Origin of the sequence: Pandoraea sp. 64-18 (assembly GCF_001899225.1) — a bacterium.
Lineage (GTDB): Bacteria > Pseudomonadota > Gammaproteobacteria > Burkholderiales > Burkholderiaceae > Pandoraea > Pandoraea cepalis.
The window spans coordinates 1-24,687 of sequence record NZ_MKVU01000009.1; the positions used below are offsets into that span (position 1 = coordinate 1).

The 24,687-nt window shown below is 63.7% G+C and carries 20 protein-coding genes and 1 tRNA gene; 4 read left to right on the forward strand and 17 right to left on the reverse strand.

Annotated features, from left to right (window positions below; all coding sequences use genetic code 11):
* Nucleotides 1-745, reverse strand: a 745-nt coding sequence (locus tag BGP02_RS07635) for a quinone oxidoreductase family protein (protein WP_286798299.1), incomplete at its 3' end; no start/stop codon positions are given.
* A gap of 84 nt (nt 746-829) precedes the next feature.
* Here BGP02_RS07635 and BGP02_RS07640 point away from each other — a divergent pair.
* Nucleotides 830-1,744 carry a LysR family transcriptional regulator gene (locus BGP02_RS07640; protein ID WP_261939001.1) on the forward strand — a complete coding sequence of 305 codons (915 nt, stop codon included), beginning with the start codon at nt 830-832 and terminating at the stop codon, nt 1,742-1,744.
* 161 nt (nt 1,745-1,905) lie between these two features.
* On the opposite strand, the gene BGP02_RS07645 is transcribed toward BGP02_RS07640, so the two are convergent.
* The 5 genes from BGP02_RS07645 to BGP02_RS07665 form a co-directional block, all read right to left on the reverse strand.
* Nucleotides 1,906-1,996, reverse strand: a tRNA-Ser gene (locus BGP02_RS07645).
* A gap of 102 nt (nt 1,997-2,098) precedes the next feature.
* Nucleotides 2,099-3,403, reverse strand: a complete 1,305-nt coding sequence (gene serS, locus BGP02_RS07650; RefSeq protein WP_286798300.1) for a serine--tRNA ligase — start codon at nt 3,401-3,403, stop codon at nt 2,099-2,101.
* A 164-nt stretch (nt 3,404-3,567) separates the two neighbouring features.
* A complete protein-coding gene (locus BGP02_RS07655) occupies nt 3,568-4,974 on the reverse strand; it encodes a replication-associated recombination protein A (protein WP_286798301.1) in 1,407 nt (468 codons plus the stop codon).
* 142 nt (nt 4,975-5,116) lie between these two features.
* The gene (gene lolA, locus BGP02_RS07660) at nt 5,117-5,767 is read right to left on the reverse strand and encodes an outer membrane lipoprotein chaperone LolA (RefSeq protein ID WP_150564327.1); all 651 of its coding nucleotides are present in this window, start codon (nt 5,765-5,767) and stop codon (nt 5,117-5,119) included.
* A 5-nt stretch (nt 5,768-5,772) separates the two neighbouring features.
* Nucleotides 5,773-8,103 carry a DNA translocase FtsK gene (locus BGP02_RS07665; RefSeq protein ID WP_261939002.1) on the reverse strand — a complete coding sequence of 777 codons (2,331 nt, stop codon included), beginning with the start codon at nt 8,101-8,103 and terminating at the stop codon, nt 5,773-5,775.
* Between the two features lie 319 nt (nt 8,104-8,422).
* On the opposite strand from BGP02_RS07665, the gene trxB reads away from it, so the two are divergent.
* Entirely contained in the window at nt 8,423-9,379 is a 957-nt protein-coding gene (trxB, locus tag BGP02_RS07670) for a thioredoxin-disulfide reductase (protein WP_026132246.1), read from the forward strand.
* 98 nt (nt 9,380-9,477) lie between these two features.
* The gene (locus BGP02_RS07675) at nt 9,478-10,155 is read left to right on the forward strand and encodes a Smr/MutS family protein (protein WP_017235377.1); all 678 of its coding nucleotides are present in this window, start codon (nt 9,478-9,480) and stop codon (nt 10,153-10,155) included.
* Nucleotides 10,156-10,376: 221 nt separating this feature from the next.
* On the opposite strand, the gene BGP02_RS07680 is transcribed toward BGP02_RS07675, so the two are convergent.
* The 7 genes from BGP02_RS07680 to BGP02_RS07710 all read right to left on the reverse strand — a co-directional run bounded on the left by BGP02_RS07680 (nt 10,377) and on the right by BGP02_RS07710 (nt 18,411).
* Nucleotides 10,377-10,715, reverse strand: coding sequence for a P-II family nitrogen regulator (locus BGP02_RS07680; protein ID WP_150552012.1), 339 nt, complete (start codon nt 10,713-10,715; stop codon nt 10,377-10,379).
* An 87-nt stretch (nt 10,716-10,802) separates the two neighbouring features.
* Nucleotides 10,803-12,905 carry an NAD(+) synthase gene (locus BGP02_RS07685; RefSeq protein WP_286798302.1) on the reverse strand — a complete coding sequence of 701 codons (2,103 nt, stop codon included), beginning with the start codon at nt 12,903-12,905 and terminating at the stop codon, nt 10,803-10,805.
* A gap of 155 nt (nt 12,906-13,060) precedes the next feature.
* Nucleotides 13,061-14,197 carry a GNAT family N-acetyltransferase gene (locus tag BGP02_RS07690; protein ID WP_286798303.1) on the reverse strand — a complete coding sequence of 379 codons (1,137 nt, stop codon included), beginning with the start codon at nt 14,195-14,197 and terminating at the stop codon, nt 13,061-13,063.
* Between the two features lie 169 nt (nt 14,198-14,366).
* Nucleotides 14,367-15,236: a hypothetical protein gene (locus tag BGP02_RS07695; protein WP_286798304.1), complete on the reverse strand. Its 870-nt coding sequence runs from the start codon at nt 15,234-15,236 to the stop codon at nt 14,367-14,369.
* A complete protein-coding gene (locus BGP02_RS07700; protein WP_150564322.1) occupies nt 15,224-16,285 on the reverse strand; it encodes a type IV toxin-antitoxin system AbiEi family antitoxin in 1,062 nt (353 codons plus the stop codon). The genes BGP02_RS07695 and BGP02_RS07700 overlap by 13 nt, the downstream gene beginning before the upstream one ends.
* A 311-nt stretch (nt 16,286-16,596) precedes the next feature.
* Nucleotides 16,597-17,124: an inorganic diphosphatase gene (ppa, locus tag BGP02_RS07705; protein ID WP_150564321.1), complete on the reverse strand. Its 528-nt coding sequence runs from the start codon at nt 17,122-17,124 to the stop codon at nt 16,597-16,599.
* 102 nt (nt 17,125-17,226) lie between these two features.
* Nucleotides 17,227-18,411 carry an alpha-hydroxy acid oxidase gene (locus BGP02_RS07710; RefSeq protein ID WP_150564320.1) on the reverse strand — a complete coding sequence of 395 codons (1,185 nt, stop codon included), beginning with the start codon at nt 18,409-18,411 and terminating at the stop codon, nt 17,227-17,229.
* Nucleotides 18,412-18,562: 151 nt separating this feature from the next.
* Here BGP02_RS07710 and BGP02_RS07715 point away from each other — a divergent pair, with 151 nt between their 5' ends.
* Nucleotides 18,563-19,438, forward strand: a complete 876-nt coding sequence (locus BGP02_RS07715) for an IclR family transcriptional regulator (protein WP_268567411.1) — start codon at nt 18,563-18,565, stop codon at nt 19,436-19,438.
* Between the two features lie 38 nt (nt 19,439-19,476).
* On the opposite strand, the gene BGP02_RS07720 is transcribed toward BGP02_RS07715, so the two are convergent.
* The 4 genes from BGP02_RS07720 to BGP02_RS07735 all read right to left on the reverse strand — a co-directional run bounded on the left by BGP02_RS07720 (nt 19,477) and on the right by BGP02_RS07735 (nt 24,476).
* Entirely contained in the window at nt 19,477-20,388 is a 912-nt protein-coding gene (locus tag BGP02_RS07720) for a dihydrodipicolinate synthase family protein (RefSeq protein ID WP_150564318.1), read from the reverse strand.
* A gap of 47 nt (nt 20,389-20,435) precedes the next feature.
* Nucleotides 20,436-22,142 (reverse strand): ABC transporter permease subunit, encoded by a 1,707-nt coding sequence (locus BGP02_RS07725; protein WP_261939907.1) that lies wholly within the window; start codon nt 22,140-22,142, stop codon nt 20,436-20,438.
* A 99-nt stretch (nt 22,143-22,241) separates the two neighbouring features.
* Nucleotides 22,242-23,387 (reverse strand): ABC transporter ATP-binding protein, encoded by a 1,146-nt coding sequence (locus tag BGP02_RS07730; protein WP_261939008.1) that lies wholly within the window; start codon nt 23,385-23,387, stop codon nt 22,242-22,244.
* 45 nt (nt 23,388-23,432) lie between these two features.
* Nucleotides 23,433-24,476, reverse strand: coding sequence for an ABC transporter substrate-binding protein (locus BGP02_RS07735; RefSeq protein WP_261939908.1), 1,044 nt, complete (start codon nt 24,474-24,476; stop codon nt 23,433-23,435).
* Nucleotides 24,477-24,687: the final 211 nt, after the last annotated feature.

Here is a 24,687-nt window from a genome sequence, read left to right on the forward strand (position 1 = left end):
CATTGGCAACCATACCGTAAGGACGTACGCAGCTGAGGGTATCGAGCAGAGTCTTTCCGCCGATGCCGTCGATAGCGTAATCGACGCCCTCGCCATCCGTCAGCCGCATGACCTCTGCCACGAAGTCCTTATCGCGGTAATTGATCGCGTGGTCCAATCCGTGTGAGATGGCCAGCTCCGCCTTGGCCGGCGAACTGACGGTGCCGATGACGCGTGCGCCCATGGACTTCGCCCACTGCACGAGCACCAGCCCGAGACCTCCGGCCGCAGCGTGCACGAGCACGGTATCGCCAGCCTTCAGCGAATAGACGTAGGTCAGCAGCATGTAAGTGGTGATGCCGCGCAGCAGCAGGCTGGCCACTGCGTCGTCGGGTACGTCGTCGGGCAAAGCGATGGCCCGGTCGGCCGGTAGGTTGCGGGCGCTGGCATAACCACCGGTGGGAAGGCCGGCGTAGGCAATACGCTGGCCCAAACGCACTGTGTCGACATTCGGCCCGAGCGCCTCGACGATGCCAGCGGCCTCGACGCCAAGCACTGCGGGAAGCGAGGGCAGCCGGTAGAGGCCGGTGCGGTGATAGATATCGACATAGTTAACACCGATCGCCGTGTGCCGGACGCGGATCTCGCCGGCCGCCGGCGGAGGCAGCGTTTCGTCTACGGTGGTCAGTGCCGCCGCGTCGCCATATTGACTGATAACGATCTGGGACGCTGCTGATGAAGCGTGAAATGATTCGCGCTCGGTCATGGTGTTCTCCTGATGGATGAGCTTGCAAGCGCAGCTTACGTCTAGCAAAATGCGCCATCAATTCGCCAAATATCGACATTTACTGTGCATAAAAACACAGCCATCGCTGGCATCGGAAAGCGCGCTCTCCAGTGGGATGACGTCCGTTATTTTCTGGAACTGGCGCGCACGGGCAGCCTGTCGGGCACGGCTCGGCGGCTCGGCGTCGAGCACTCGACCGTGGCAAGGCGCGTCGAGGCACTGGAACAGTCGCTGGGGATCAGGCTTTTCGACCGCTTGCCCAAAGCGTGGTCATTGACGGCGGAAGGCGAAACGCTGGTCGCCCAGGCTGGCCGACTGGACGACGAAGCCCAGGCGTTCTCGCGGGTAGCGCTCGGCGTTTCATCCTTGCAGGGAACGGTCCGGCTGTCGGCACCCCCTGCCTGGGCGGGTCATTTCCTCGTGCCTCGCCTGGCCGCCATGCGCGCCAGATGGCAGAACATCGATCTGGAGGTTATTGGTGAATCGCGGGATGCCAATCTGGCGCGGGGCGAGGCCGATCTGGCGATCAGAATGTCGCGGCCGACGGCAGCGGGACTGGCGGCGCGTGGCATTGGGGACATGGGGTATGGACTTTACGCCGCCCATGGTTATACCCGTCGACCGGCTGATGCGTGGGAGTTCCTGGGTTACGACGACAGTCTTGACCAAGTACCTCAGCAGCGCTGGCTGAGCCAGATTGCCGGCAATCGGCGTTTTGTCTTCAAGAGCAACGATCTCACTGCGTTACTCAACGCTACCCGTGTGGGTCTTGGAATCGCGGTACTTCCTCATTTCCTGGCAGCCAACGACGATGCATTGTCGTTGGTCCCCGATCCTGTCTGCACCATCGTAAGAAAGCTATGGCTGGTGATGCATCCCGATGTCAAACGCTCACCACGTGTGCGGCTGCTTGCCGATCTACTGGTGGAGGTGGTCGTCGAGGCGCAAGCGCTGTTGTTGGGAAATGCCCCCGACTGATTCTTCGAGGGCCTTTCCATCCTGCTGTCACTGGCTTGTTGGTGTCCAACGCACGCCGAACCTGGTCGATTGCAGCAAGCACGCCATGACACACCAAACGGCATTCCGAAACGCAAAAAAACAAAAAAGCCCTTGAAAATTCAAGGGCTTCATTGTGTGCTTGGCGGAGAGGGTGGGATTCGAACCCACGGTACGGTATAACCGTACACCGGATTTCGAGTCCGGCGCATTCGACCACTCTGCCACCTCTCCAAGCGTTCTTTCTGCTTTGGTTCGCTGCCTAAGTGGCCTCAAGCAGCGAGAAAGAGATTATAGCCGAATTTCGTCAGCCGCCAACCCCCTTTCCAAAATTTTTTACGCGGCCGGCGCAAGGCGCTCGATGCCGCCCATATACGGACGCAGCACATCGGGCACGGTTACCGAACCGTCCGCGTTCTGATAGTTCTCCAGCACCGCGACCAGTGCGCGTCCCACGGCCAACCCCGAACCGTTGAGCGTATGCACTAGCTCCGGCTTGCCCTGCGCATTGCGAAAACGTGCCTGCATCCGCCGTGCCTGGAAGCTCTCCATGTTCGAACACGACGAAATCTCGCGGTATGTGTTCTGCGCCGGAATCCAGACTTCCATGTCGTACGTCTTTGCGCTGCCGAAGCCCATGTCGCCCGTACACAGCACAATCGTGCGGAACGGTAGTTCGAGCTTCTTCAGAATCGCTTCCGCATGCCCCACCAACATCTCCAGCGCATCGTACGACTCCTCCGGACGCACCACATGCACCAACTCGACCTTGTCGAACTGGTGCTGACGAATCATGCCGCGCGTGTCCTTGCCATAGCTGCCCGCTTCCGAGCGGAAACACGGCGTATGCGCCACCATGCGCAGCGGCAACGCATCGCCCGCCAGCAATTCGTCACGCACGAGGTTCGTCAGCGACACTTCCGCCGTCGGAATCAAATAGAAGTTCTCGATCCGCTCGCCATCCTCACCGCCCACCTTGCGCGGCACCTTGAACAGGTCGTCCTCGAACTTCGGAAGCTGCCCCGTGCCACGCATCGACGCCGCATTCACGATGTACGGCACATACGTTTCCGTATAGCCATGCTCGCTCGTGTGCGTGTCGAGCATGAACTGCGCCAACGCTCGATGCAGGCGGGCAATGCCGCCCTTCATCACCGAAAAGCGCGCACCGGCGAGCTTCGCCGCCGCGTCGAAGTCCAGACCCAGCGCAGCGCCCAGATCGACGTGGTCGCGCGGCGTGAAGTCGAACGCGCGCGGCGTGCCCCAACGGCGCACCTCCACGTTCTGCGTCTCGTCGGAGCCCAGCGGCACGCTCTCGTGCGGCAAGTTCGGCACCCCCAGCAACACGTCCGACAGACGCGTCTGAATCTCCTCCAGACGCACCGACGACGCCTTGAGCGCGTCCGCAATGCCGCCGACTTCCGCGATTTCGGCCGAGGCGTCCTCGCCCTTGCCCTTCTTCATGCCGACCTGCTTCGAGAGCGCATTGCGGCGGGCCTGCAGCTCCTCGGTTTGCGTCTGAATCTGCTTGCGCTCCGCCTCGAGCGCAGCAAACGTCGCCACGTCCAGCGTATAGCCGCGCGCCTTGAGTCGCGCCGCAACGCCGTCGAGATCCTTGCGAAGAAGTTGAATGTCGAGCATGGTGGGGTGTCTGTCGTTAGGGCCCATCGTCGTGGGCCAAAAAATTCGTTCTGGCTGCCCGCTTGCCCATCAAGGCACCGGAGGCAGCATCAAGCCAGGGATTTTACCAAACGCTAACGGCGATTTCGCCATTTGGTGTGTTTGCGACGGCAACCGCAGCCGCGTCAGGCCGATGCATCGTCGGAAGGCTCGACCGGCGCGGGCTTGCCGGAAGACGTCGCCCCCGCGCCCGATGGCTTGGCCGCGGCGTCGGCTTGACGCCCCTTGGCGTTCGTCCGCCGCCACTCGGCATCGAGCGACTTCAGCCAGTTGAGCTTCTCCCCAATCTTGCCCTCCAGCCCACGCGGCACCGGACGGTACCAATGTTGGGCGCGCAAATCGTCGGGGAAATACGTCTCGCCCGCCGCGTAGGCATCGGGCTCGTCATGCGCATAGCGATACTCGTGGCCGTAGCCGAGTTCCTTCATCAACTTCGTGGGCGCATTGCGCAGATGGATCGGCACCGCCCGCGACTTGTCCTTGCCGACGAATGCCCGCGCCTGGTTGTATGCGTTATAGCCCGCGTTCGACTTCGGCGCCGCCGCAAGATACAAGATGGCCTGCGCGAGGGCGAGTTCGCCTTCGGGCGTGCCGAGGCGCTCGTAAGTCTCCGCCGCATCGAGCGCGATGCGCGCCGCGCGCGGATCGGCCAGACCGATGTCCTCCCACGCCATGCGCACAATCCGGCGCGCAAGATAGCGCGGATCGGCGCCGCCATCGAGCATGCGGCAGAACCAGTAAAGCGCACCGTCCGGCGAGCTGCCTCGCACCGACTTGTGCAACGCGCTGATCTGGTCGTAGAACGCATCGCCGCCCTTGTCGAAGCGCCGCAGATTCTCGGCGAGCACGCTGGCGAGCAACGCTTCGTCAATCGTCGTGAGGTTCTGCATCACCGCCGCCTGCGCGACGATCTCAACGTTGTTGAGCAACTTGCGGCCATCGCCGTCCGCCGAATCGATCAGGCCCTGGCGCGCTTCGTCGGTGAACCCGATGTCGCCCAGTTCATGCGCCGCGCGCACGATCATCTCGCCGAGTTCGTCGTCATTCAGGCTTTTGAGCACGTACACCGCCGCGCGCGAGAGCAACGCGCCATTCACTTCGAACGACGGATTCTCTGTCGTCGCCCCCACGAAAATGAAGAGCCCCGATTCGACGTGCGGCAGGAACGCGTCCTGCTGCGCCTTGTTGAAGCGATGCACCTCGTCGACGAACACGACGGTTTGCTTGCCCTGTCCGCGCTGGATCTGCGCGGCCTCGACGGCGTCGCGAATATCCTTGACGCCCGAGAGCACCGCTGACAGCGCGATGAAGTACGCCTTGAACGCATCCGCCATCAGGCGCGCCAGCGTGGTCTTGCCCACGCCCGGCGGGCCCCACAGAATCATCGAGTGCGGACGCCCCGCTTCGAACGCCACGCGCAAAGGTTTCCCCTTGCCCAGCAAATGGCGCTGGCCAATCACGTCGTCGATGGTACGGGGGCGCAGGCGCTCGGCCAAAGGCACCGAAGCCGACAGAGGGGCGTCGTTGGACATGTTCTCAAGCAGCGCGGCCGGGGAGTCCCCGGCCGCTTTCGGATCGTCAGATGTCCCCATTATGCCAGCCCGGACACCGCCCCGCCGGCAAGTCACGCCACCGAGGACAGGCACCACATGGACTGATGCGGACGAAGCGCGTTCAACCCTTGATCAGATCGGCCCCCTTGGGCATCGTGAACTTGAAGTTGTCCGCCGACATCGGCGGATTCTTCTGGATCTTGTCGAACGTCAACAACGTGACGTTGCCGAAGGCGTCATAGAGCTCCATTGCCGCCAGGTTGCCGTCGCGAAACCCGATACCCACGCGCTGGAACTGCGTGTCTTTCGCCTTCGGCTTCAGTTCCACCCAGTCGATGCCGTTCTTCACGCCGGCGTCCTTGAGGGTGAAATTCTTCTCGATGTCGTTGCTGCCGAACAGGATCGCCGCCGGGCTCGCGCCCAATGAAGCGCCCAGCTTGCGCTCGGTCACCTGGTTCAGATCCTTGTCATAGATGTAGAGCGTCTCGCCGTCGGCCTGCAGCAGTTGGTCGTAAGGCTTGACGTAGCGCCAGATGAAGCGGCCCGGGCGCGCAAACTCGAAGGTTCCCGAGGCTGCGTTCGACACCTTCAAGGCTCCGTCCTGCTGGCCCTTGACCTGCTTCTGCTCAAACTCGCCACGCGCCGACTTCACTTGCGCGACAAACGCCTTGAGCTGCGCCGTGCCGCTGGCATAGGCGGGGGCGACCAGCGCCGCCAGCGTCACACCCACAGCACCCGCGATAAGCGGCAAGCCGCGCTTGAATCCCAACATATTCCTTACTCTCCTTCGCGATTCGGCACCAGAATATCCCGGTTGCCGTTGCTCGCCATCGCCGACACAACGCCGGACTGTTCCATCTGTTCAAGCAGTCGCGCCGCCCGGTTGTAGCCGATGCGCAGATGCCGCTGTACCAACGAAATCGACGCACGGCGCTGCTTGAGCACCACGGCCACGGCCTGATCGTACAGCGGGTCGGACTCGCCGCCGCCCTCGCCGGTTCCGCCGCCCGCGCCACCGGCACCGTCGATGCCGCCGTCTTCACCGTCGACAACGCCGTCCAGAATGCCCTCAACGTAATTCGCCTCACCCTGCTCCCGCAGGCGCTCGACCACGCGATGCACTTCGTCATCGGCCACGAACGCCCCGTGCACCCGCAATGGCAATCCCGTGCCCGGCGGCATGTAAAGCATGTCGCCCATCCCCAGCAACGTTTCGGCCCCTTGCTGGTCGAGAATGGTGCGCGAATCGATCTTCGACGACACCTGGAACGCCACGCGCGTCGGCACGTTCGCCTTGATCAACCCGGTAATGACATCGACCGACGGACGCTGCGTTGCCAGAATCAGGTGGATACCCGCCGCACGCGCCTTCTGCGCGATGCGCGCGATCAACTCTTCGACCTTCTTGCCGACGACCATCATCAGGTCGGCCAACTCGTCGATCACCACGACGATATACGGCAGGCGCTGCAGCGGCTCCGGCGCGTCGGGCGTAAGCGAGAACGGATTCGGGATGTGCTCTTCGCGCTTGGCGGCGTCGTCGATCTTGTTGTTGTAACCGGCGAGGTTGCGCACCCCGAGCTTGCTCATGAGCTTGTAGCGACGCTCCATCTCGGCCACGACCCAATTCAGCGCATGGCCCGCCTGACGCATGTCCGTGACCACCGGGCACAGCAGATGCTGGATGCCTTCGTACATGCTCATTTCGAGCATCTTCGGATCGATCAGGATCAGCCGCACCTGCTCGGCGGTCGCCTTGTAGAGCAGCGACAGGATCATCGCGTTGATCCCCACCGACTTGCCCGAGCCCGTAGTACCGGCCACCAGCAAGTGAGGCATCTTCGCCAGATCGGCCACCACCGGCTTGCCGCTGATGTCCTTGCCCAATGCGAGCGTGAGCAGCGATGCCGAGTCGTTGTAGATCTCGGAGCCGAGAATCTCCGTCAACCGCACCGTCTGACGACGCGGATTCGGCAGTTCCAGCCCCATGAAGTTCTTGCCGGGAATCGTTTCGACCACGCGGATCGACACGAGCGACAGCGAACGCGCCAGATCCTTTGCCAGGTTGACGATCTGGCTGCCCTTCACGCCCGTGGCCGGTTCGATTTCGTAGCGTGTGATGACCGGCCCCGGATACGCGGCCACAACGCTCACATCGACACCGAAATCCTTGAGCTTCTTTTCGATGAGGCGCGACGTGAATTCCAGCGTCTCCGCGGAGACGGTCTCCTGCGCGGCCGGGGCCGCATCGAGCAACGCCAGCGGCGGCAGGATGGAGTCGGGCAGATCGGCAAAGAGCGGCGCCTGCTTTTCCTTCTCGACACGCTCGCTCTTCGCGACGACCTTGACCGGCGGCACGATCTGCACCGGCTCATGCACTTCGGCGCGCACGCGGTTCTGCACGATGGCCCCTTCGCGTGCGATCGCGGCCTCCTCGCCCAGCCGACGGTCCTGACGCGCCTCGCGGCGCCGGCGGATCACGGTGCCGGTATCGAGAATCAATGCGCCGAACTGCTCGGCAACGCTCAGCCACGAGAAATGGAACAGCAGCGACAGGCCGAAAACGAAGATGAGCAGCAATGCCAGCGTGCCGCCGGTAAAGCCGAGCGCGTGCTGGAAGAAGCCGCCTACGGTCTCGCCGATCACGCCCCCGGAGGCGCGCGGCAATTGGGCTTTGAGGCGATATAGGCGCAGCGATTCGATGCCGGCACTGGAGAGCAACAGCATCAGGGACGAAACGATCTCGACCCATCCGCCACTGGCCAGCCGTTCGCGCAGCGGGGGCGCTTCGCGCTTGGCCGAGATCCGGCGATAGCCGGAAATCACGCGCCGGGCGATGAAGACCACCAGCCAATACGCGGAAAGGCCCAGCATGAGCAGCAGCATGTCGGCCACCCAGGCACCCACGCGCCCCGCCCAATTGGCGATGCGCTCCACGTGCGCCGCATGCGTCCAGCTGGGGTCCAGACGGCTGTAGGACAGCAACGCCATCAACAGGAACACCATCAGCGCGACCTGCGCCATCCAGCGAATTTCATGGAAGAGGTGCGTCACCCGGTTGGGTAACGACGATCCGGCACCAGCAGAGTAGGAAGATTTCGTCGTCATCAAGCCATGCGGTTGGGCGGGCAGACGGGCGGCCTGCCGCGCGGCAAGGCTCCATTGTAAACAACTATTCCCCCACTTAATGCACGAATACGTGACAAGCCGTAACGCCGGGCCTCACCGCGGCCTTCGGCAGACGGCCGCGACCGGGCGCTCGCCCGCCCTGGTGGCGCGCGGGCTATCGCGTCGATTGCAAGAGTCGATCAACGAAACGACGTCGGCCCCTTATAATGGCGGTTTGCGCCAATCCCCGCGCCGCGCCATCGCGGTGCAGGATCGGATCGGGCGCCAGCCCCCATCCCTTTCCGGTGAGTTCTCGTTCATGTCCGTTGCCAAGCACGCCAAAGTCCTGATTCTCGGTTCCGGCCCCGCCGGTTACAGCGCCGCCGTCTATGCCGCGCGCGCCAACCTCAAGCCCGTGCTGATCACAGGCATCGCCCAGGGCGGCCAGTTGATGACCACGACGGACGTCGAGAACTGGCCCGGCGATCCGACCGGCGTGCAAGGCCCCGAGCTCATGGCCCGCATGCAGGCCCACGCCGAGCACTTCAATACCGAGATGATCTTCGATCACATTCACACGGTGCATCTGAATGAGCGTCCGCTGCGGCTGATCGGCGATTCCGGCGAATACACCGCCGATGCCCTGATCATCGCCACGGGTGCCTCGGCACAATATCTCGGCCTGCCGTCGGAAGACGCCTTCTCGGGCCGCGGCGTGTCCGCCTGCGCCACGTGCGACGGCTTCTTCTACAAGGGCAAGGAAGTCTGCGTGGTCGGCGGAGGCAACACGGCCGTCGAAGAAGCGCTGTACCTGTCCAACATCGCCAGCAAGGTCACCGTGATCCATCGTCGCGACAAGTTCCGCGCCGAGCCGATCCTGATCGACCGTCTGCTGGAAAAGGCCAAGCAAGGCGCAGTCGAACTCAAGTACGACACTGTGCTCGATGAAGTCACCGGCGACGACTCGGGCGTGACCGGCATCCGCATCAAGAACGTGAAGACCGGCGCCAGCGAAGCCATCGCGCTGCATGGCGTGTTCATCGCCATCGGCCACAAGCCGAACACCGACATCTTCGAAGGGCAGCTCGAGATGAAGAACGGCTACATCGTCACGCACAGCGGCCTGAACGGCAACGCCACGGCCACCAGCGTGCCGGGCGTGTTCGCGGCAGGCGACGTGCAGGATCACGTCTACCGTCAAGCCATTACCAGCGCCGGCACGGGCTGCATGGCCGCGCTCGACGCCCAGCGTTACCTCGAAAACCTCGACCAGTAACCGCTGAATGACCTGCGACGGCGCCCTCGCCACGTGAAATTTCATACGCTGGGGGCGCCGTTGTCGTTTGATCTCCCACCGACCTTGTTCGCACGACCATGAGCAAGAAGCCTCCCAGACTCGGCCTCGGCGATCTCGCCGGCCTGCGCGACGCGATCGCCAAGGATTCGGCCGCGCGCGAAGCCGAACGCCTAGCCGCAGCCAAACGCGCCGCGCAAGCCAAGCGCGACGCCAACGTGTTCCGCGACAGCGTGGGCGACATCGCCCCGATCGCTCGCAAGGGCGCGACCGATCGCGTGGAGCATCCGCGCCAGCCGCCCGAGCCGGTGGCCCGTCAGACGCAGGAAGACGAAGCGGCCGTTCTGCACGAATCGCTGTCGGACGAGTTCGACCCCGAAGCCCTGCTCGACACCGACGATCGCCTGTCCTATCGCCGCCCCGGCATCAGTCACGACGCCCTGCTCAAGCTGCAGCGCGGCGAATGGGTGGTGCAGGCGCAGATCGACCTGCATGGCATGCGTCGCGACGAAGCCCGCGAGGCGCTGTCCGCCTTCCTGAACGACGCCGTGAAGCGCGGCCTGCGCTGCGTGCGCGTAATCCACGGCAAGGGACTCGGCTCCGTGAACCGCGAACCCGTGCTCAAGGACAAGGTGCGAGGCTGGCTGGCGCAAAAGGACCAAGTGCTGGCCTGGGCGCAAGCCCAAGGACGCGACGGCGGCAGTGGCGCGTTGGTCGTTCTGCTCCAGGGCGCGCAGACGCGAGCACCGCGCGGCTAGTCCACGCGCCCCGGCGCGCGCCGAACACACCACGTCGCACGCCGCCGCACACGCCTCCGCCGTCGCAGGCGTGGCAAATGTCGCAAAGGTCATCGCCGCAACTTACGCGCCATCAACGCCAAAGGGCGACGCCGCCTGCGCAGTCGTCGCCCTCCTCCGTCCAGCCCTTTGCGTCTCGCCCCGCTCGCCGCCGCAACCTCGCGACGACGCCCGAGCCGGCGTCAGACCGCTTGCTCGCCCTCTTCTCCCGTACGAATGCGGATCACGCGCTCGACATCGGTCACAAAGATCTTGCCGTCACCGATCTTGCCGGTGCGCGCCGCGCTCAATACCGCGTCGATGACCTGATCGGCCTGTGCCGAGCCGACCACCACTTCGATCTTGATCTTCGGCAGGAAGTCGACCACGTACTCGGCGCCGCGATACAGTTCCGTGTGACCCTTTTGACGGCCGAAGCCCTTCACTTCCGTGACGGTCAGGCCGGTCACGCCGACTTCGGCCAGCGCTTCGCGGACTTCGTCGAGCTTGAAGGGTTTGATGATGGCAGTTACGCGTTTCATTGTCGCCTCGATATCTTGGTTGGATTGTTCTGAGAATTCGCCGGGCTATTGTACCGGTCCGCGCAAGGCGCGCCGATCACAGTATGCTCAGGCATGCGGGTCGTCGGGCACGGTGTCCAGGTCGGCGAGCCACACCACCGACTCCGAATCGCTCGGTGCCCGCCAGTCGCCGCGCGGTGAGAGCGACCCGCCCGTGCCGACCTTTGGCGCGTTCGGAATGCACGACCGCTTGAACTGACTGGTGCGGAAGAACCTGTCCAGAAAAATGCGCAGGTTTCGCTTGATCGCCACCAGATCGTACGCGTGATGCGCAACGTGTCCTTCGTCCGGCCAGCGTCCCGTCGACGCGTCGTGCCACGCGCTCCACGAGAGAAACGCCACCTTGCGCGGTGCGTAGCCGAAACGCAGCGTGTAGTAGAGGTTGAAGTCCTGCAACGCGTAAGGCCCGATGAAATGCTCGGTGCGCTGTTCCGGCGCGCCGTTGGCCTTGCCCGGTACGAGTTCCGGGCTGATTTCCGTCTCCAGGATATCGATGAGCACGTTGCGACGCGATTCAGCGTCCTTGCCTGCCTTGCTCGCGGGCTTGGCCGACGCCGCGCCGCCCAACTGCCCGGTTTCCGCCACCCATCGCACGAGGTGCATGATGAGCGTCTTGGGCACGCTGGCATTCACGTTGTAGTGCGACATATGGTCGCCGACGCCGTACGTGCACCACCCCAGTGCCAGTTCGCTCAGATCGCCGGTGCCGATCACGATCGCACCCAGGTGATTCGCGAGCCGGAACAGATGATTGGTACGTTCACCGGCCTGCACGTTCTCGAACGTGATGTCGTAGACTTCATCCCCCCGCGAAAACGGATGGTCGAGGTCTGCCAGCATCTGCATGCAACTCGGGCGGATGTCGATCTCACGCGCCGTGCAGCCTACCGCCGCCATCAGCTCGCGCGCCTGTCGCAGCGTTCGCTCGCTCGTGGCGAAACCGGGCATGGTGTAGGCAAGGATGTTCGTGCGTGGCAGCCCGAGCCGATCCATGACCTTCGCGCACACGAGCAGCGCATGCGTCGAATCCAGGCCACCGGACACCCCGATCACGACCTTCTGAATCTTCGACGAGGCCAGACGCTGCATCAGCGCCTGCACCTGGATGTTGTAGACCTCGTGGCAGCGCTCGTCGCGACGACGCGGGTCGGACGGCACGTACGGGAAGCGTTCGATGGCGCGCGCGAGCGGCAGCTCGGCGTTGCGCGGCATCGCGACATCGACCTTGATGGTGCGAAAGCGCGCCACCTCGTCGGCATGGCGCCGCACCGACACGCCGAACGTCGTCTGATGCATGCGCTCGCGCGCGAGCCGCTCCAGATCGACGTCCGCATAAATCAGATGCGAGTCGCTGGCGAAGCGCGCCGACTCGGCCAGCAGGTCGCCGTTCTCGTAGATGAGCGCCTGGCCATCCCACGCGAGATCAGTCGTCGATTCGCCCTGCCCGGCCGACGTATACAGATAAGCGGCGAGGCATCGCGCCGACTGTTGCCCGACCAGTTGGTGGCGATAGGCCGACTTGCCGACGACCACGTTAGATGCCGACAGGTTCACGAGTACCGTCGCGCCCGCCAGCGCCGCGAACGACGACGGCGGCACGGGCACCCAGACGTCCTCGCAAATCTCGCAGTGAAAGCGCAGCAACGGCTGGTCGGCCGCCTCGAAGACGAGCGCACCGAACGGCACCTCGTCGCCAAGCAGCGTCACCGTGTCGACGCCCGCGTCATCGGCCGCGTTGAACTGACGCGCTTCGTAGAACTCGCTGTAGTTCGGCAGGTAGGTCTTGGGAACCACGCCATGCACGCGTCCGCGCGCGACGACCACTGCGCAGTTGAACAGGCGTTGCTGCACGCGCACCGGCATACCAACGATCAGTGCGGCGCTCAGTTCGCGGCTCGCCGCCACGATGTCGGCCAGCGCCACGTTGCAGGCGTCGAGCAATGCACGTTGCTGGAACAGGTCTTCGCAGCTATAGGCGGGAATGCCGAGTTCAGGGAAGGCGACGAGCACGGCGCCCGCGGCATCGGCCTGCTTCGCGAGGGCAATGGTCTGCGCCGCGTTGTAGGCAGGATCGGCGACACGGCATTGCGGCACTCCGACGGCCACACGCGCGAAATCGTGATTGTAGAGATTGAGAAATCGGTTGGTCATGTCGGCGGCTACGAGGCATCGTCCCTGTGCCGATACGATGGCAGACGAAGGCACCATGGGCCGTCGCCCGCCCGGCGCGAGCGGCGGACGTGAGAATCGCCAGTATATTACGCGCGACGCCGCCATGCCGGGCGACGGCGCAGGGCGCCGCGGCGTCAGGACGCCGGGCGTTTGAACGGCGTGTGGGCCTCCAGCTCGCCGATATGCTCGTCCATCGCCGAGGTCTCCGCATCGAGAAACTCGGCAATGGCGTCGGCGAAGCGCGCATCGGCAATCCAGTGGGCCGACCAGGTAGGCGTGGGCAGCAGACCGCGCGACATCTTGTGGACGCCCTGCGCGCCGCCCTCGAAGCTGCGCAGCTCATGCGCGATGCAATACTCGATGCCCTGCGCATAGCACGTCTCGAAGTGCATGCCGGACACGAATTCGGTCGTGCCCCAGTAGCGTCCATACATCGTGTCGCCACTCACTACATTGAGCGCGCATGCCAAAGGCTCGCCGTCGCGCTCCGCCATGACGAGCAACAGCGTGTCGGGCATCGCCGAATGCCACTGATCAAAAAAGGCGCGGGTCAGATACGGCGCATTCCAGTGTTCGCGATACGTGTTGTCGTAGCACTGATAAAAGAAATCGAGCGCGGCTTCGTCGATGTCGGCACCGCGCAGCCACCGGTACGTTACCCCGGCATCGCGCACGCGCCGGCGATCCTGTTTGAGCTTCTTGCGCTTTTCCTGATTCATCTGCGCGAGAAACTCGTCGAACGAGGCGACGCCCGGGTTCTCCCAATGAAACTGCACGCCTTCGCGCAGCGCATAGCCCGCCTCGGTGAGTGCCGCCAGATCGTCGTCATGCGCGAACAGCACATGAATCGACGACAACTCGAGCTGCTTCGCGAACGCGATCGCGCCGCGTGCGAGTGCGACCCGGTCGGCGTGGGTGCGCGCCAACAGACGCGGCCCCGTCACGGGCGAGAACGGCACCGCGCACAGTAGTTTCGGGTAGTAGTTCAGGCCGTGACGCGCAAACGCCTCGGCCCATGCATGATCGAACACATACTCGCCGCGCGAATGCGATTTGACGTAGAGCGGCATGGCCCCCACGAGGCTATCGCCGGCCTGCATGAGCAGATAGGCTGGCTGCCATCCGGTGCGCTTCGACGCGCATCCACTCGTATGCATCGCATGCAGGAACGCGTGCTGCACGAACGGGTTGCCACCCGCGAGCGCGTTCCACGCGTCGGGCGGCACGTCTTCAATCGACTGCACTACACGGATGACTACGTCGCTGCTCACCGCTCACCTCGTCTGCGAACCTGCCAGCCGACGTTTCGGCCGTCGGCATTGAACTCCCCAACTGGCCGCCATTGTCGCCGAACTTGGCGAGGCTTTCAGACCTAGCAATAAAAAATGGCGGCTATCAAGCACTCCTGGACGGCAGGCATCGTGCTGAAAATCTAAGCACTCAGCCCCTTAATCCAAGCGCCCGTAGCCAAGCGTCGACCTGCCCGAAGGCGTCCTGTTGCCATTGCTCAGGACTACGGTCCCCAAGCACGTCCGTTTCCTCGACGAAACGTCGCACACATGTCGGCCCGAAACCGTCAACGGTATCGAACTTTCCAGCAATGAAACTGTAGCCCACAGCACCGCTAGTGTGATCGAGCAGTGGCCGGCATTCCTCGGCGAGCACCTCTGGACCTCCGGGATAGTTCCGGATGCAGTAGTAGATATCGTACGCATCCTTCTGCTTATAGCGCCCCTCAATCGCATGCCCCTTCATCGCCAAAAGGGCCGGGATCGAACAAACTGCGATTTCGACGCGATTCATGCCGCCAGCGGGCATCGGACCGCTGATCGCAACCCGTTGGTAGAAGCGAAGGGCCAGATCGGCACCGTCCGCTCGTTGCACGGCAAAGTCACTGATCAACGGCGGCACGTTCTTGACGATCTCGGCGTCGCGGGGCATCAGGAAATCCACGATGATGTCGATCGGCGCGCCGCCATCGTCGGTGGCGACTTGGCGAACGAGCTGAAAGCGGCGAAGCTCCCGGCGCTGGTGATACCCATGTCCCTGAAGTGCTTCGATCAGCGTCGCATATTCGCCATCACCCAAAGCCTCTGCATCGAGGCCAAGGTCCACGTCGAGCGTGCCGACGTGTGGCATATCCTCGTTGCCCAGCAGCAGCCACGGTACGGCGCCGCCAACGATAGCGAATTTGCCTTTGAAGCTCCCGAGAATCTGGCCGATTTCGACCAGCACCGTTTTAACGGCAGTTGTCGTACGGTCGTCGTAATCGGCGGCCGACTGTGGCTCGCTTGAAATCATGTCGGCCATGTCAGCCTTTCTCTTCGTAGATGATCTGCAGCTTCTCGCCCGCGTTCGCCCGAGTTGGCAAGATCGAGATAGGTTTGGACTGGGCTTGTGCAGATTGCCCCAGGTGCCGGCTCCTCCGTGTCGCGCAACAAGCCAGAATCCTTGAGGACGGTTACCACAACGTTTTCGCCTTTGGAAACTGTCGACAGATTCAAGCCTGATTGCAGTCGCTCAAGACCTGCCGCGTCAGCATAAAAAGTCTGTGTTCCTGTCCGACCGTACGGTGCAAGCCAATGCGACGCGGAGAAGGATGAAAATGCTATCTGGCCGGCCTCGCCTTCCGAGCGCAGTGTGCGCCGCGCAGCTTCCTCAAACGCGCTGCCGTGCAGGGTTGTATAGAAAGTCAGACGCGTCCCAACTGGCGGCTTGTAGGCGTCGCGCCATGCATCCAGCAATGCGTCGGGTTCGGACAAAAACAGACCGGCTTCGGACACTTGCGCCCACTCCCGATCAAGCAAGGCAACACGAACGTTGCTGACATGGCCAAGACTGACGGCTGCGGCCAGCGCAAGATCCGTGACGCGCCACGCCTGACGGGGATTGCGAAGCATCACACGCAACACCTGCGCGGATTTCGGCTTGAACAACGACCTGAGTTCACGTCGATCGGCGACGGGTTTGCTCGCAACTTGGCGTTCGATAAAGACACTGTCAAAGATCAGGCGAGCATTGCCTTCGAGGTCGACAAAGCCCACACCCTGCTCTCGACATAGCGCTTGAGCGTCCGGGGACAGATAAGGGGCGATGAAGACGGGCATGGCATCTTGCGCATGATGCGCCATGTAGTCGCGCAGTTGAAGCAATGCCATCCGGACATGGCGCGGCTGCCCCGTGGACTTCACTTCGCAGACCAGTGTATGGCGTCTGCCTGACAAGTCGATATGTGCCACGATGTCCACTCCCTGGTCAGGGCCAGACGCTTCGTGCTCAATCGCCAAAAGCTTGATCGCAGGGACTTGCGTCAACAGCAAACGAAGCGCCTGCGCAGCTTGATTCTCTATGTCTTTCATCAAATATCATAGTTTCAGCATTTGTTGAAATTAACATTTTCAGTGAAATTGTCAAGATTTTTCGCCAAGATCATTAATTTCAGCATTTGCTGAAACAACCGCTTCTGATGAAAGTTGGCGCAGCTCAATGAGCGCATCTCCAATACGACACTTTGTGCGTCGAGAGCGGCGGCTCCTGCGAAAACTCGCCGTGGCGGGCCTCAACTTGGATAAGCCAAAGTCGGTGCTGATCAGCACCATGAAACAAAAAAAGCCCGGCACACGGCCGGGCTTCTATAGCGTTGACGAGCGACGCCGCAGGCGAAAATCGCTTACTTCTTGGCGTTGGCCACGCCGTCGACGATTTCCTTGTGGGCAGCTTCAACGCCTTCCCATCCCTCGATCTTGACCCACTTGCCCTTCTCGAGCGCCTTGTAGTTCTCGAAGAAGTGCTTGATCTGGTCCTTCAGGTAACCCGGCACGTCGTCGATCGACTTCATGTGCGCCGTCATCGGGCAGATCTTGTCGACCGGCACGACCACCAGCTTGGCGTCCACGCCCGACTCATCGGTCATGTTGAGCAGGCCCAGGGCGCGGCAGCGCACGATCGAGCCAGCCAGCAGTGGGAACGGCGTGACGACCAGCGCGTCGACAGGGTCACCGTCACCGGACAGCGTTTGCGGAATGAAACCGTAGTTGGCCGGGTAACGCATGCCCGTACCGATGAAGCGGTCGACGACCAGCAGGCCCAGTTCCTTGTCCGCCTCGTACTTCACCGGGTCGCTTTGCGCCGGGATCTCGATGATGACGTTGAAATCGTTGGGGATGTCCTTGCCGGCAGGCACGTGGTTGAAGCTCATGATGGCATTCCTGTGTATGAAAAAGGGCACGCCGCCGCACGGCGTTCGCGCCCGCCAGCCTGCCGGATGCCACGCCGCCCGACGGCAATCGGGCGCGAAACATTATAGCGGGTTTGCCTGATTCGCCTGGATTGACGGCAGCCGGACCAGCCGCTGCGACGTGAGGTCGCGCACGCTTGCACAGCCCAACAGTTGCATCGTCGTGTGCAACTCGCCCAGCAGCAGCGCGAGCACCCCGGCCACGCCCTCGCCGCCGTGCGCCGCCACGCCATACAGCGGCGCGCGGCCGAGCAACACCCCCTTGGCGCCCAGCGCAACGGCCTTGGCCACGTCGGCGCCGCGCCGCACGCCGCCATCGACAAACACTGCCATCGCGGACCCGCGAGCGCTCACCGCCTCGACGATCGGCGGCAGCGCTTCGAGCGGCGCGAGCGTGCTGCCCAATTGCCGCCCGCCGTGATTGGACACGACGATGCCATCCGCGCCGTGCGCCTGCGCCAGTCGGGCGTCCTCCACAGTCTGGATGCCCTTGACGAGCACTTCGCCCGGCCAGTGGCGTCGCACCCAGGCCAGGTCGTCCCAACCGAGCGACAGATCCATCTGACGGCTCAGCACCGCCGCGTGACGTGCCAGATCGGCACGCTCGCCCACGCTCCTGGCAATATTGCACAGCTGCGGCGCGCCATGGGCCAGCATCTGCCAGCTCCAGTGCGGATGCCGCATGCAGTCGGCAATGAGCCGCGGCGTCATGCGCAACGGCAGTTTGAAGCCGTTGCGCGTGTCGTGATCACGCTTGCCATGCACCGGCGTGTCGACCGTCAACAGCAGCGTGCGGAAACCCGCCTCACGCGCGCGGCCCATCATGCTTTCGGCAATGCGACGGTCCTGCTGCACATAGAGCTGGAGCCACATCTCGCCGTCGGGCACCGCCGCGCGAACGTCTTCCAGCAGCGACGTCGATGCCGTCGACAGCACGAACGGCAGCCCGGCATCGGCGGCCGCGCGGGCGAGCCGCTCATCCGCCTTCGGCCAGAACAGGCCGTTCAAGCCGGTCGGCCCCACGGCCATCGGGGCGGCGGCGTCACGTCCCCAGAACGTTGTCGCGCTCGAACATTGCGACGTATCGGTCATCACGCGCGGCGCAAAGCCCCACTGCGCGAACGCATCACGGTTGCGGCGCAGCGCGTCGCCGTCTTCCGCCCCACCCTCCAGGTAATCGAACGCCAGCTTCGCCAGACGCCGCCGAGCGGCCCGGCGGTAATCCTCCACGCAAGAAAACGCGTGCATTGCTCCCCCCTATCCTCAAATGCCCCCGTGGCAGCCGCCACGCGGTCTCAATGCGTGTCCCACAACACGACGTGCCGGCAATTCGTCACTTGCACACAAACAATTGCATTACAATCACAATCGTTACAATCCGAACATATTGGTGCATTCCATGCCGCGCTTGCCCGCCCGGTCATCCGGCCGTACTGAAGACGCGCCGGCCGCCACGCCAGCCAAATCCGCCAGCGTGTCGGACGCTGCGCCGTCGACGCCCCGCTCGTCGCTCTTCGTCGGATCCACCGAAAAGACGTTTCAGGTGCTGCACGCGTTCGACGGCCCGGCGCGCTATATGACGCTTGGCGACATCGCCAAGGCGGCAGGGCTCGATCGCAGCGCCACACAGCGGCTCGTGCACACCCTCGAAGTGCTCGGCTACTTGTTTCGCGTGCCCGAGACCCGCACCTACGGTCTGACCACCAAGGTGCTTCAGTTCTCATACAACTACATTCGCGCGAACGATCTCGTCGAGAAAGCCGCGCCGTATCTCCTGGACATCTTCCGCCGCGTTGGCGAGACGACCAACCTGCAGGAGCTGGACGGCCATGAGATCGTGTACATCGCGCGCTTTCCCGGTCAGCATCTCGTGAATATCGGCATCGTCGTCGGCGCCCGTCTGCCGGCGATGTTCACCGCCTCCGGCATCGCCATGCTGTCGCGCCTGCCCGACGCACGCGTGCGGGAAATCCTCGCGAATACGTCGCTCGAACCGATGACGCCGTACACCACGACGGACGAGAAGAAGCTCCTCGAACGCATCCAGACGGCTGCGCGACGCGGCTATGCCATCGTCGAAAGCGAAACCGTGATGGGGGACATCTCGGTCGCCGCCCCCATCACCGATCACGATGGATACGCCGTCGCGGCCATCAACATCTCGGTGCCGACCTCGCGCTGGACACGCGAGCGCGTTGAGGCCGAACTCGCGCCGCACGTGCAGGTCGCCGCCACCTCGATCTCGAAGTCGCGAATCTCGACCTTCCGCCGCTGAATCTCGCCAGCGGCGGAAGGTCAAGACCGCGTCCGGCCTCAGCGGCCCTCGAAGATCGCCAGTTGCTTGGCCAGTTCCTCGCGCAATTGGGCCGACAGCGCCGGTGCGGGCGGCACCAGCGGAGCGAGCATCGCCGGCGCGTCGACGCCGATCAGGTCCATCACCGACTTCATCGGCCCCGGGTTGGTCTCGGCAAACGCCAGGTTCATCAGCGGAATCAGCGAGCGGTGCAATTCAAGCGCGTCGGCCGTCCGGCCTTCCGACGCGAGCATGAAGATGCGCTGCCATGCGCTCGGCAATAGCGATGCGGTCACCACGATGCCGCCGCGAGCGCCCGCCGCCACATGCAACGGGAACAACGTGTCTTCGCCACTCAGCACGGCGAACGACGCATCGACGCCCGCGATCGTGCGCAGGAAATGCCACATGTCGGTGTTGCAGGCCTTCATGCCGATGATGTTCTCGTGGCGCGACAGCTCGTGCAGCACTTCCGGGGCAATCGCGATGCGCGTGCGATACGGAATCTCGTAGATCAGGATGGGCACCGGCGACTCGTCGGCATAGCGCAGGAAGTAGTCGCGGATACCGGCTTGCGTCGGGTTGGTGTAGTACGGCGTGAGCACGAGCAGGCCGTCGGCACCCGCTGCCGCGAAGTCGCGACCGGCTTCGATGGCGTCGTGATAGCCCGGGTCGAGCACGCCCGCGATCACCGGCACGTCGCGGCCGTGCGCCTTCACTTCCTGTGCCGTGAGTTCGGCCATGCGCACGCGCTCGGCGCGCGAGAGCGCCCCATACTCGCCGGTGCCGCCGAGCGGCACCACGCCGTCGATGCCCTGCCCCAGCAGATACCGCATCAGCGCGCGCGCCGCATCGGTGTGAATCGTGTCGTCGGCGTTCACCGGCGTGGGAATCGCCGGCAGAATGCCCTTCAGTTGTGCAGAGCGAAGCATGTGTTAAACGTCCGTGAATCGTGAGTTCGGTGAAATCGGATACCGCATCAGGTCGCGAGGCTGCGCCGGCGCAAGCGCTCGGCCACCCAGATGAGTGCGGCGATAAAAAGGAACAGGCACGTGGAGACCGCGGCGATCACCGGCGAGATCTGCATCGTGATCTCGTCCCAGAACTGCTTGGGCAGGGTGGTCGACAGGCCGCCCGACGTGAACAGCGCAATCGTGAGTTCGTCGAACGACGTGGCGAACGCGAACAGGAACGACGAAAGCAGGCCCGCGCCGAGAATCGGGAACGTCACGCGGCGCAGCGTCGCCCACGGACGCGCCCCCAGGCTGTAGGCCGCCAGGTCGAGGCGCGTGTCGTAGTTGCGCAGTACCGCCATCATCGTGATGACGACGTACGGCACGGCCACGACGGTATGCGCGAGGGTCAGCCCGACGCTGGAGCCCACCAGACCGATCTTGGCAAAGAAATAGAACACGCCCACGGCCAGGATCATGCGCGGCACCACGATGGGGGCGAGCACGAACGCGAGCATCGCCGACTTGCCGCGCATGCCACCGCGCACCAGCAAGAACGCGGCCGGCGTGCCGATCAGCATCGACAACAGCCCCGCACCGATCCCGACGAGCATCGAGCGCGTGACCGCCTGCATCCACAACGGGGAATCCCAGATCTGCTGATACCACTGCAGCGAGAAACCCTTCGGCGGCCAGGCCAGGCCGGACGCCGAGTCGAACGACATCGGAATCATCAGCAGCGCCGGTGCGGCAAGAAACACCACCAGCAGGACCACAATCGCACGCAGCACGCGCCCGTCGCCCTGCTCGCCCTTGTGACGCGGCATCGCACGCAACAGCAGATCGGTGGCACGGCCCAGCGCCGAGAGCACCGTCTCGCCCAGCGCCCGGCTCCATCCGCCGCGCCGCTTGCCGGTCTTGACGTCGCCCGCGCCGCCGGCCATCGTCGACAGCCCGACCAGGCGGTCGTAGACGAAGAACACCACCAGCACCACGGCGAGCAGCAGCACCGAGATCGCGCCCGCGAAGCCCCAGTTCAATGCCTGCATCACCTGATCGATGATGAGCTGCGTAATCATCGTGTCGTGACGACCGCCGAGCAGCGTCGGCGTAATGAAGAAGCCGATCGACGTGACGAACACCATCAGCGCGCCGGCGGCCACGCCCGGCAGCGACAAGGGGAAATACACCCGCCAGAACACGGTGCCGGGGCGCGCGCCCAGCGTCGATGCCGCGCTCGGCAAACGACGGTCGATGTTCTCCATGACGGAGAGCATCGTGAGCACCGCCAGCGGCATGAGTGCATGCACCATGCCCAGCAACACGGCCGGAAAACTGTAGAGCAGCGAGAGCGGCGCATCGATCAGACCCAGATCGAGCAACGTTCGATTGATCACGCCGTTGCGGCCGAGCAGCACCACCCAGGCAAACGTACGCACGAGAAAACTCGTCCAGAACGACAGCAGGAGCCAGAACAACAACCGCTGCTTGCGCGCGCCGCTCAGTGTCGAGAGCCGATATGCAATCGGATAGCCCGTGAGCACCGCGAAGAAGGTCGTGTATAGCGAGACCTTGAGTGTGATGAGCAACACCTCGACGTACACCGACGAGGCGAACAAGCGCTGATATTCGGCGAGCGTGAAGCCGCTCTCGCCGCGAATGCTCAGCAGCAGCAGTTGACCGACCGGATAAATCAGCATGACCGCCAGCAGAATGACGATGGGCGCGGCCATGAGCAGCGGGCGCAGGCGCGCACGCCAGCGGGCCCGGCGCGGCGCCGGCTGAGCGGGACGGGACGACGAAGGACGAACCACGGCGGATGCACTCATCGCTTACCCCGCGATCGCCACGGCGTCATCGGCACGCCATGCGAGGCCGAGCGTCTGCCCGATCTCGAAACGTTTGCCACGACGATGTGTCGGGAACGACGCCACGAGCGACTTGCCTACGCCGCCCCCCTCGCCCACCGCCCCGCCCATCACCGACGACTGCAGGTACAGCTTCGTCATGCCGCCCGTGACCATGATGTCGGTGAGCTTCGCCGAGATCGTCGCCACGCCATCGCGGTGCGCGCCATCGCCGCCGACGGCGCCATCGTGGATGTGCAGGTTCTGCGGACGCAGCAGCAGCTTGACCGCACGGCCCGGCTCGACCATGGGGTCATAGACCATCGCGCTGGCGCCCTGCGCACCTTCCACGCCCGGCATCGCCACGCGCACCTGATCGCCCGCACGCTCAAGCACGGTGGCGTCGAGCAGGTTGGACTCCCCGAGGAAATCGGCCACGAACACGCTCGACGGACGGAAATACAGGTCGTCCGGCGTGCCCAGTTGCGCAATTTCCCCGGCGTTCATCAGGCAGATGCGATCGGACATCGTCATCGCTTCTTCCTGATCGTGCGTCACGTACACGATGGTGGTGCCGAGTTCGCGGTGAATACGCTTGATCTCGAGCTGCATGTGATCGCGCAATTTCTTGTCGAGCGCGCCCAGCGGCTCGTCCATCAAAATGATCGACGGCCGGTAGACCATGCAACGCGCGAGGGCGATGCGCTGCTGCTGCCCCCCCGAGAGTTCGCGCGGATAGCGCTCTGCCACATGCGGCAGATGCACCATCTCCAGCGCGTTCATGACCATCTTGCGAGCGGCCTGTGCGTCGGTGCGACGCATTTGCAACGGGAATGCGATGTTCTCCGCCACGGTCATGTGCGGGAACAGCGCGTAGTTCTGAAACACCATACCGATGTCGCGCTCGTACGGCGCGCCGTACGTGACATCGGTCCCATTGATGCGGATGGCGCCCGCATCGGGCTGCGACAGACCCGCGATGAGCGAGAGCAAGGTGGTCTTGCCCGAGCCGCTTGGGCCGAGCAAGGTCAGGAATTCGCCCTGGGCGACATCGAGATCGGTCGGGGCAAGCGCGACGAAATCGCCGTAGCGCTTGGACAGACCCGACACTTGGAGATTGGCAACGGTCATGAGATCAGCACCCTAGAATGCATGAAACGGAACGGCAGGTGAGGATCAGGTCAGGATCCAACGGTTGAAACGCTCGAGCGCCACGCTCTGGTTCTGCTGCCAGAACTTCGCGTTGATCTGCACGCCACTCTTCATGTTCTCGGGGAACGTCGGGCAGTGCTTTGCAATCTCGGGCTTGACGTAATTGAACGCCTCGGGCTGCGTCAAACCGGCCGGGAAGAACTTGGTCAGTTCGGCCTGACGCTTCGGATCGCTCACGAACTTGATGAACTCGCGGCAAGCACCGGCGTTCGGCGTGCCCTTGAGGATCGACCAGTTGTCACACCCCCAGATGTTCTGGTTCCACACGATCTCCACGGGCGCGCCGTTGGCCTGCGCCGACTGCGCGCGCGAAGCCCACGTGGCCACCATGTCGACTTCGCCCGAGCCCAGCATCTGTTCGAGTTGTGCGCCAGTGGTCCACCACACGTCCACATGCTTCGCAATCTTGTCCAGGCTCTTGAATGCACGGTCGAAGTCGCACGGATAGACCGACGCAGGCGCCACGCCATCGGCCAGCAGCGCTTCTTCGATCGTGTCGAACGGGTACTTGCGGATGGCGCGACGGCCCGGAAAATCCTTCACGTTCCACAGATCGGCCCACGACGCCGGCGCCTTGCGGCCCTTGAACGCATCGGTGCGATAAGCGAGCACCGTCGAGTAAATGTTGGTCCCCACGCCAAACGGCGACATGTACTGCGAGGGAATCTTCGCGATGACGGGGTCCGACTCGAGACCGTGACGCTCCAGGTACTCCTTGCCGCCCCCGGTCAGCAGCAGAATCGCGGGCTGGCTGATCTTGGCCATGTCCCACGTGTAGCTGCCCGCCTCGACCATGCTCTTGATCTGCGCGGTCGGCTCCGCGTTGGCCTGCACGCCCACGACCTCGATGCCCGTCGCCTTGGCGAACGGCTTGTAGAACACGGCGTCGTACGCCTTGTTGTAGATGCCGCCGTCGTCGCGCACGACGATGCGCTTGGTGGCGGCGCGCGAGGACGTCCACACGAACGGGAACGCCACGGCGGCGGCACCTACGAGCGCCGTCTTCATGGCCGTGCGGCGGCGCGGCTGTGCGAGCGACGCAGCGTCGTTGTCGGCGTGGGTGTCAGCGAGGTCAACGGTATCGAGCGGGCTTGCGAAGGGCTTGCGTTTCATCTTGGTCTCCGGTCTTGACTGGGAGGGTGGGCGCGGTGGCGGTGTGCGACTTCGGCACAGCCGCCGCGCGCGCGGTTATGGCAAAACAAACAGCAATGCGTGAAAT

Bases quoted from the DNA above. Each gene is read 5' to 3' on its own strand.
- serS (WP_286798300.1), bottom strand. From the start codon at position 3,403: ATGCTCGACATTCAACTTCTTCGCAAGGATCTCGACGGCGTTGCGGCG.
- BGP02_RS07655 (WP_286798301.1), bottom strand. From the start codon at position 4,974: ATGTCCAACGACGCCCCTCTGTCGGCTTCGGTGCCTTTGGCCGAGCGC.
- lolA (WP_150564327.1), bottom strand. From the start codon at position 5,767: ATGTTGGGATTCAAGCGCGGCTTGCCGCTTATCGCGGGTGCTGTGGGT.
- BGP02_RS07665 (WP_261939002.1), bottom strand. From the start codon at position 8,103: ATGACGACGAAATCTTCCTACTCTGCTGGTGCCGGATCGTCGTTACCC.
- trxB (WP_026132246.1), top strand. From the start codon at position 8,423: ATGTCCGTTGCCAAGCACGCCAAAGTCCTGATTCTCGGTTCCGGCCCC.
- BGP02_RS07675 (WP_017235377.1), top strand. From the start codon at position 9,478: ATGAGCAAGAAGCCTCCCAGACTCGGCCTCGGCGATCTCGCCGGCCTG.
- BGP02_RS07680 (WP_150552012.1), bottom strand. From the start codon at position 10,715: ATGAAACGCGTAACTGCCATCATCAAACCCTTCAAGCTCGACGAAGTC.
- BGP02_RS07685 (WP_286798302.1), bottom strand. From the start codon at position 12,905: ATGACCAACCGATTTCTCAATCTCTACAATCACGATTTCGCGCGTGTG.
- BGP02_RS07695 (WP_286798304.1), bottom strand. From the start codon at position 15,236: ATGGCCGACATGATTTCAAGCGAGCCACAGTCGGCCGCCGATTACGAC.
- BGP02_RS07700 (WP_150564322.1), bottom strand. From the start codon at position 16,285: ATGAAAGACATAGAGAATCAAGCTGCGCAGGCGCTTCGTTTGCTGTTG.
- ppa (WP_150564321.1), bottom strand. From the start codon at position 17,124: ATGAGCTTCAACCACGTGCCTGCCGGCAAGGACATCCCCAACGATTTC.
- BGP02_RS07710 (WP_150564320.1), bottom strand. From the start codon at position 18,411: ATGCACGCGTTTTCTTGCGTGGAGGATTACCGCCGGGCCGCTCGGCGG.
- BGP02_RS07715 (WP_268567411.1), top strand. From the start codon at position 18,563: ATGCCGCGCTTGCCCGCCCGGTCATCCGGCCGTACTGAAGACGCGCCG.
- BGP02_RS07720 (WP_150564318.1), bottom strand. From the start codon at position 20,388: ATGCTTCGCTCTGCACAACTGAAGGGCATTCTGCCGGCGATTCCCACG.
- BGP02_RS07725 (WP_261939907.1), bottom strand. From the start codon at position 22,142: ATGGCCGCGCCCATCGTCATTCTGCTGGCGGTCATGCTGATTTATCCG.
- BGP02_RS07730 (WP_261939008.1), bottom strand. From the start codon at position 23,387: ATGACCGTTGCCAATCTCCAAGTGTCGGGTCTGTCCAAGCGCTACGGC.
- BGP02_RS07735 (WP_261939908.1), bottom strand. From the start codon at position 24,476: ATGAAGACGGCGCTCGTAGGTGCCGCCGCCGTGGCGTTCCCGTTCGTG.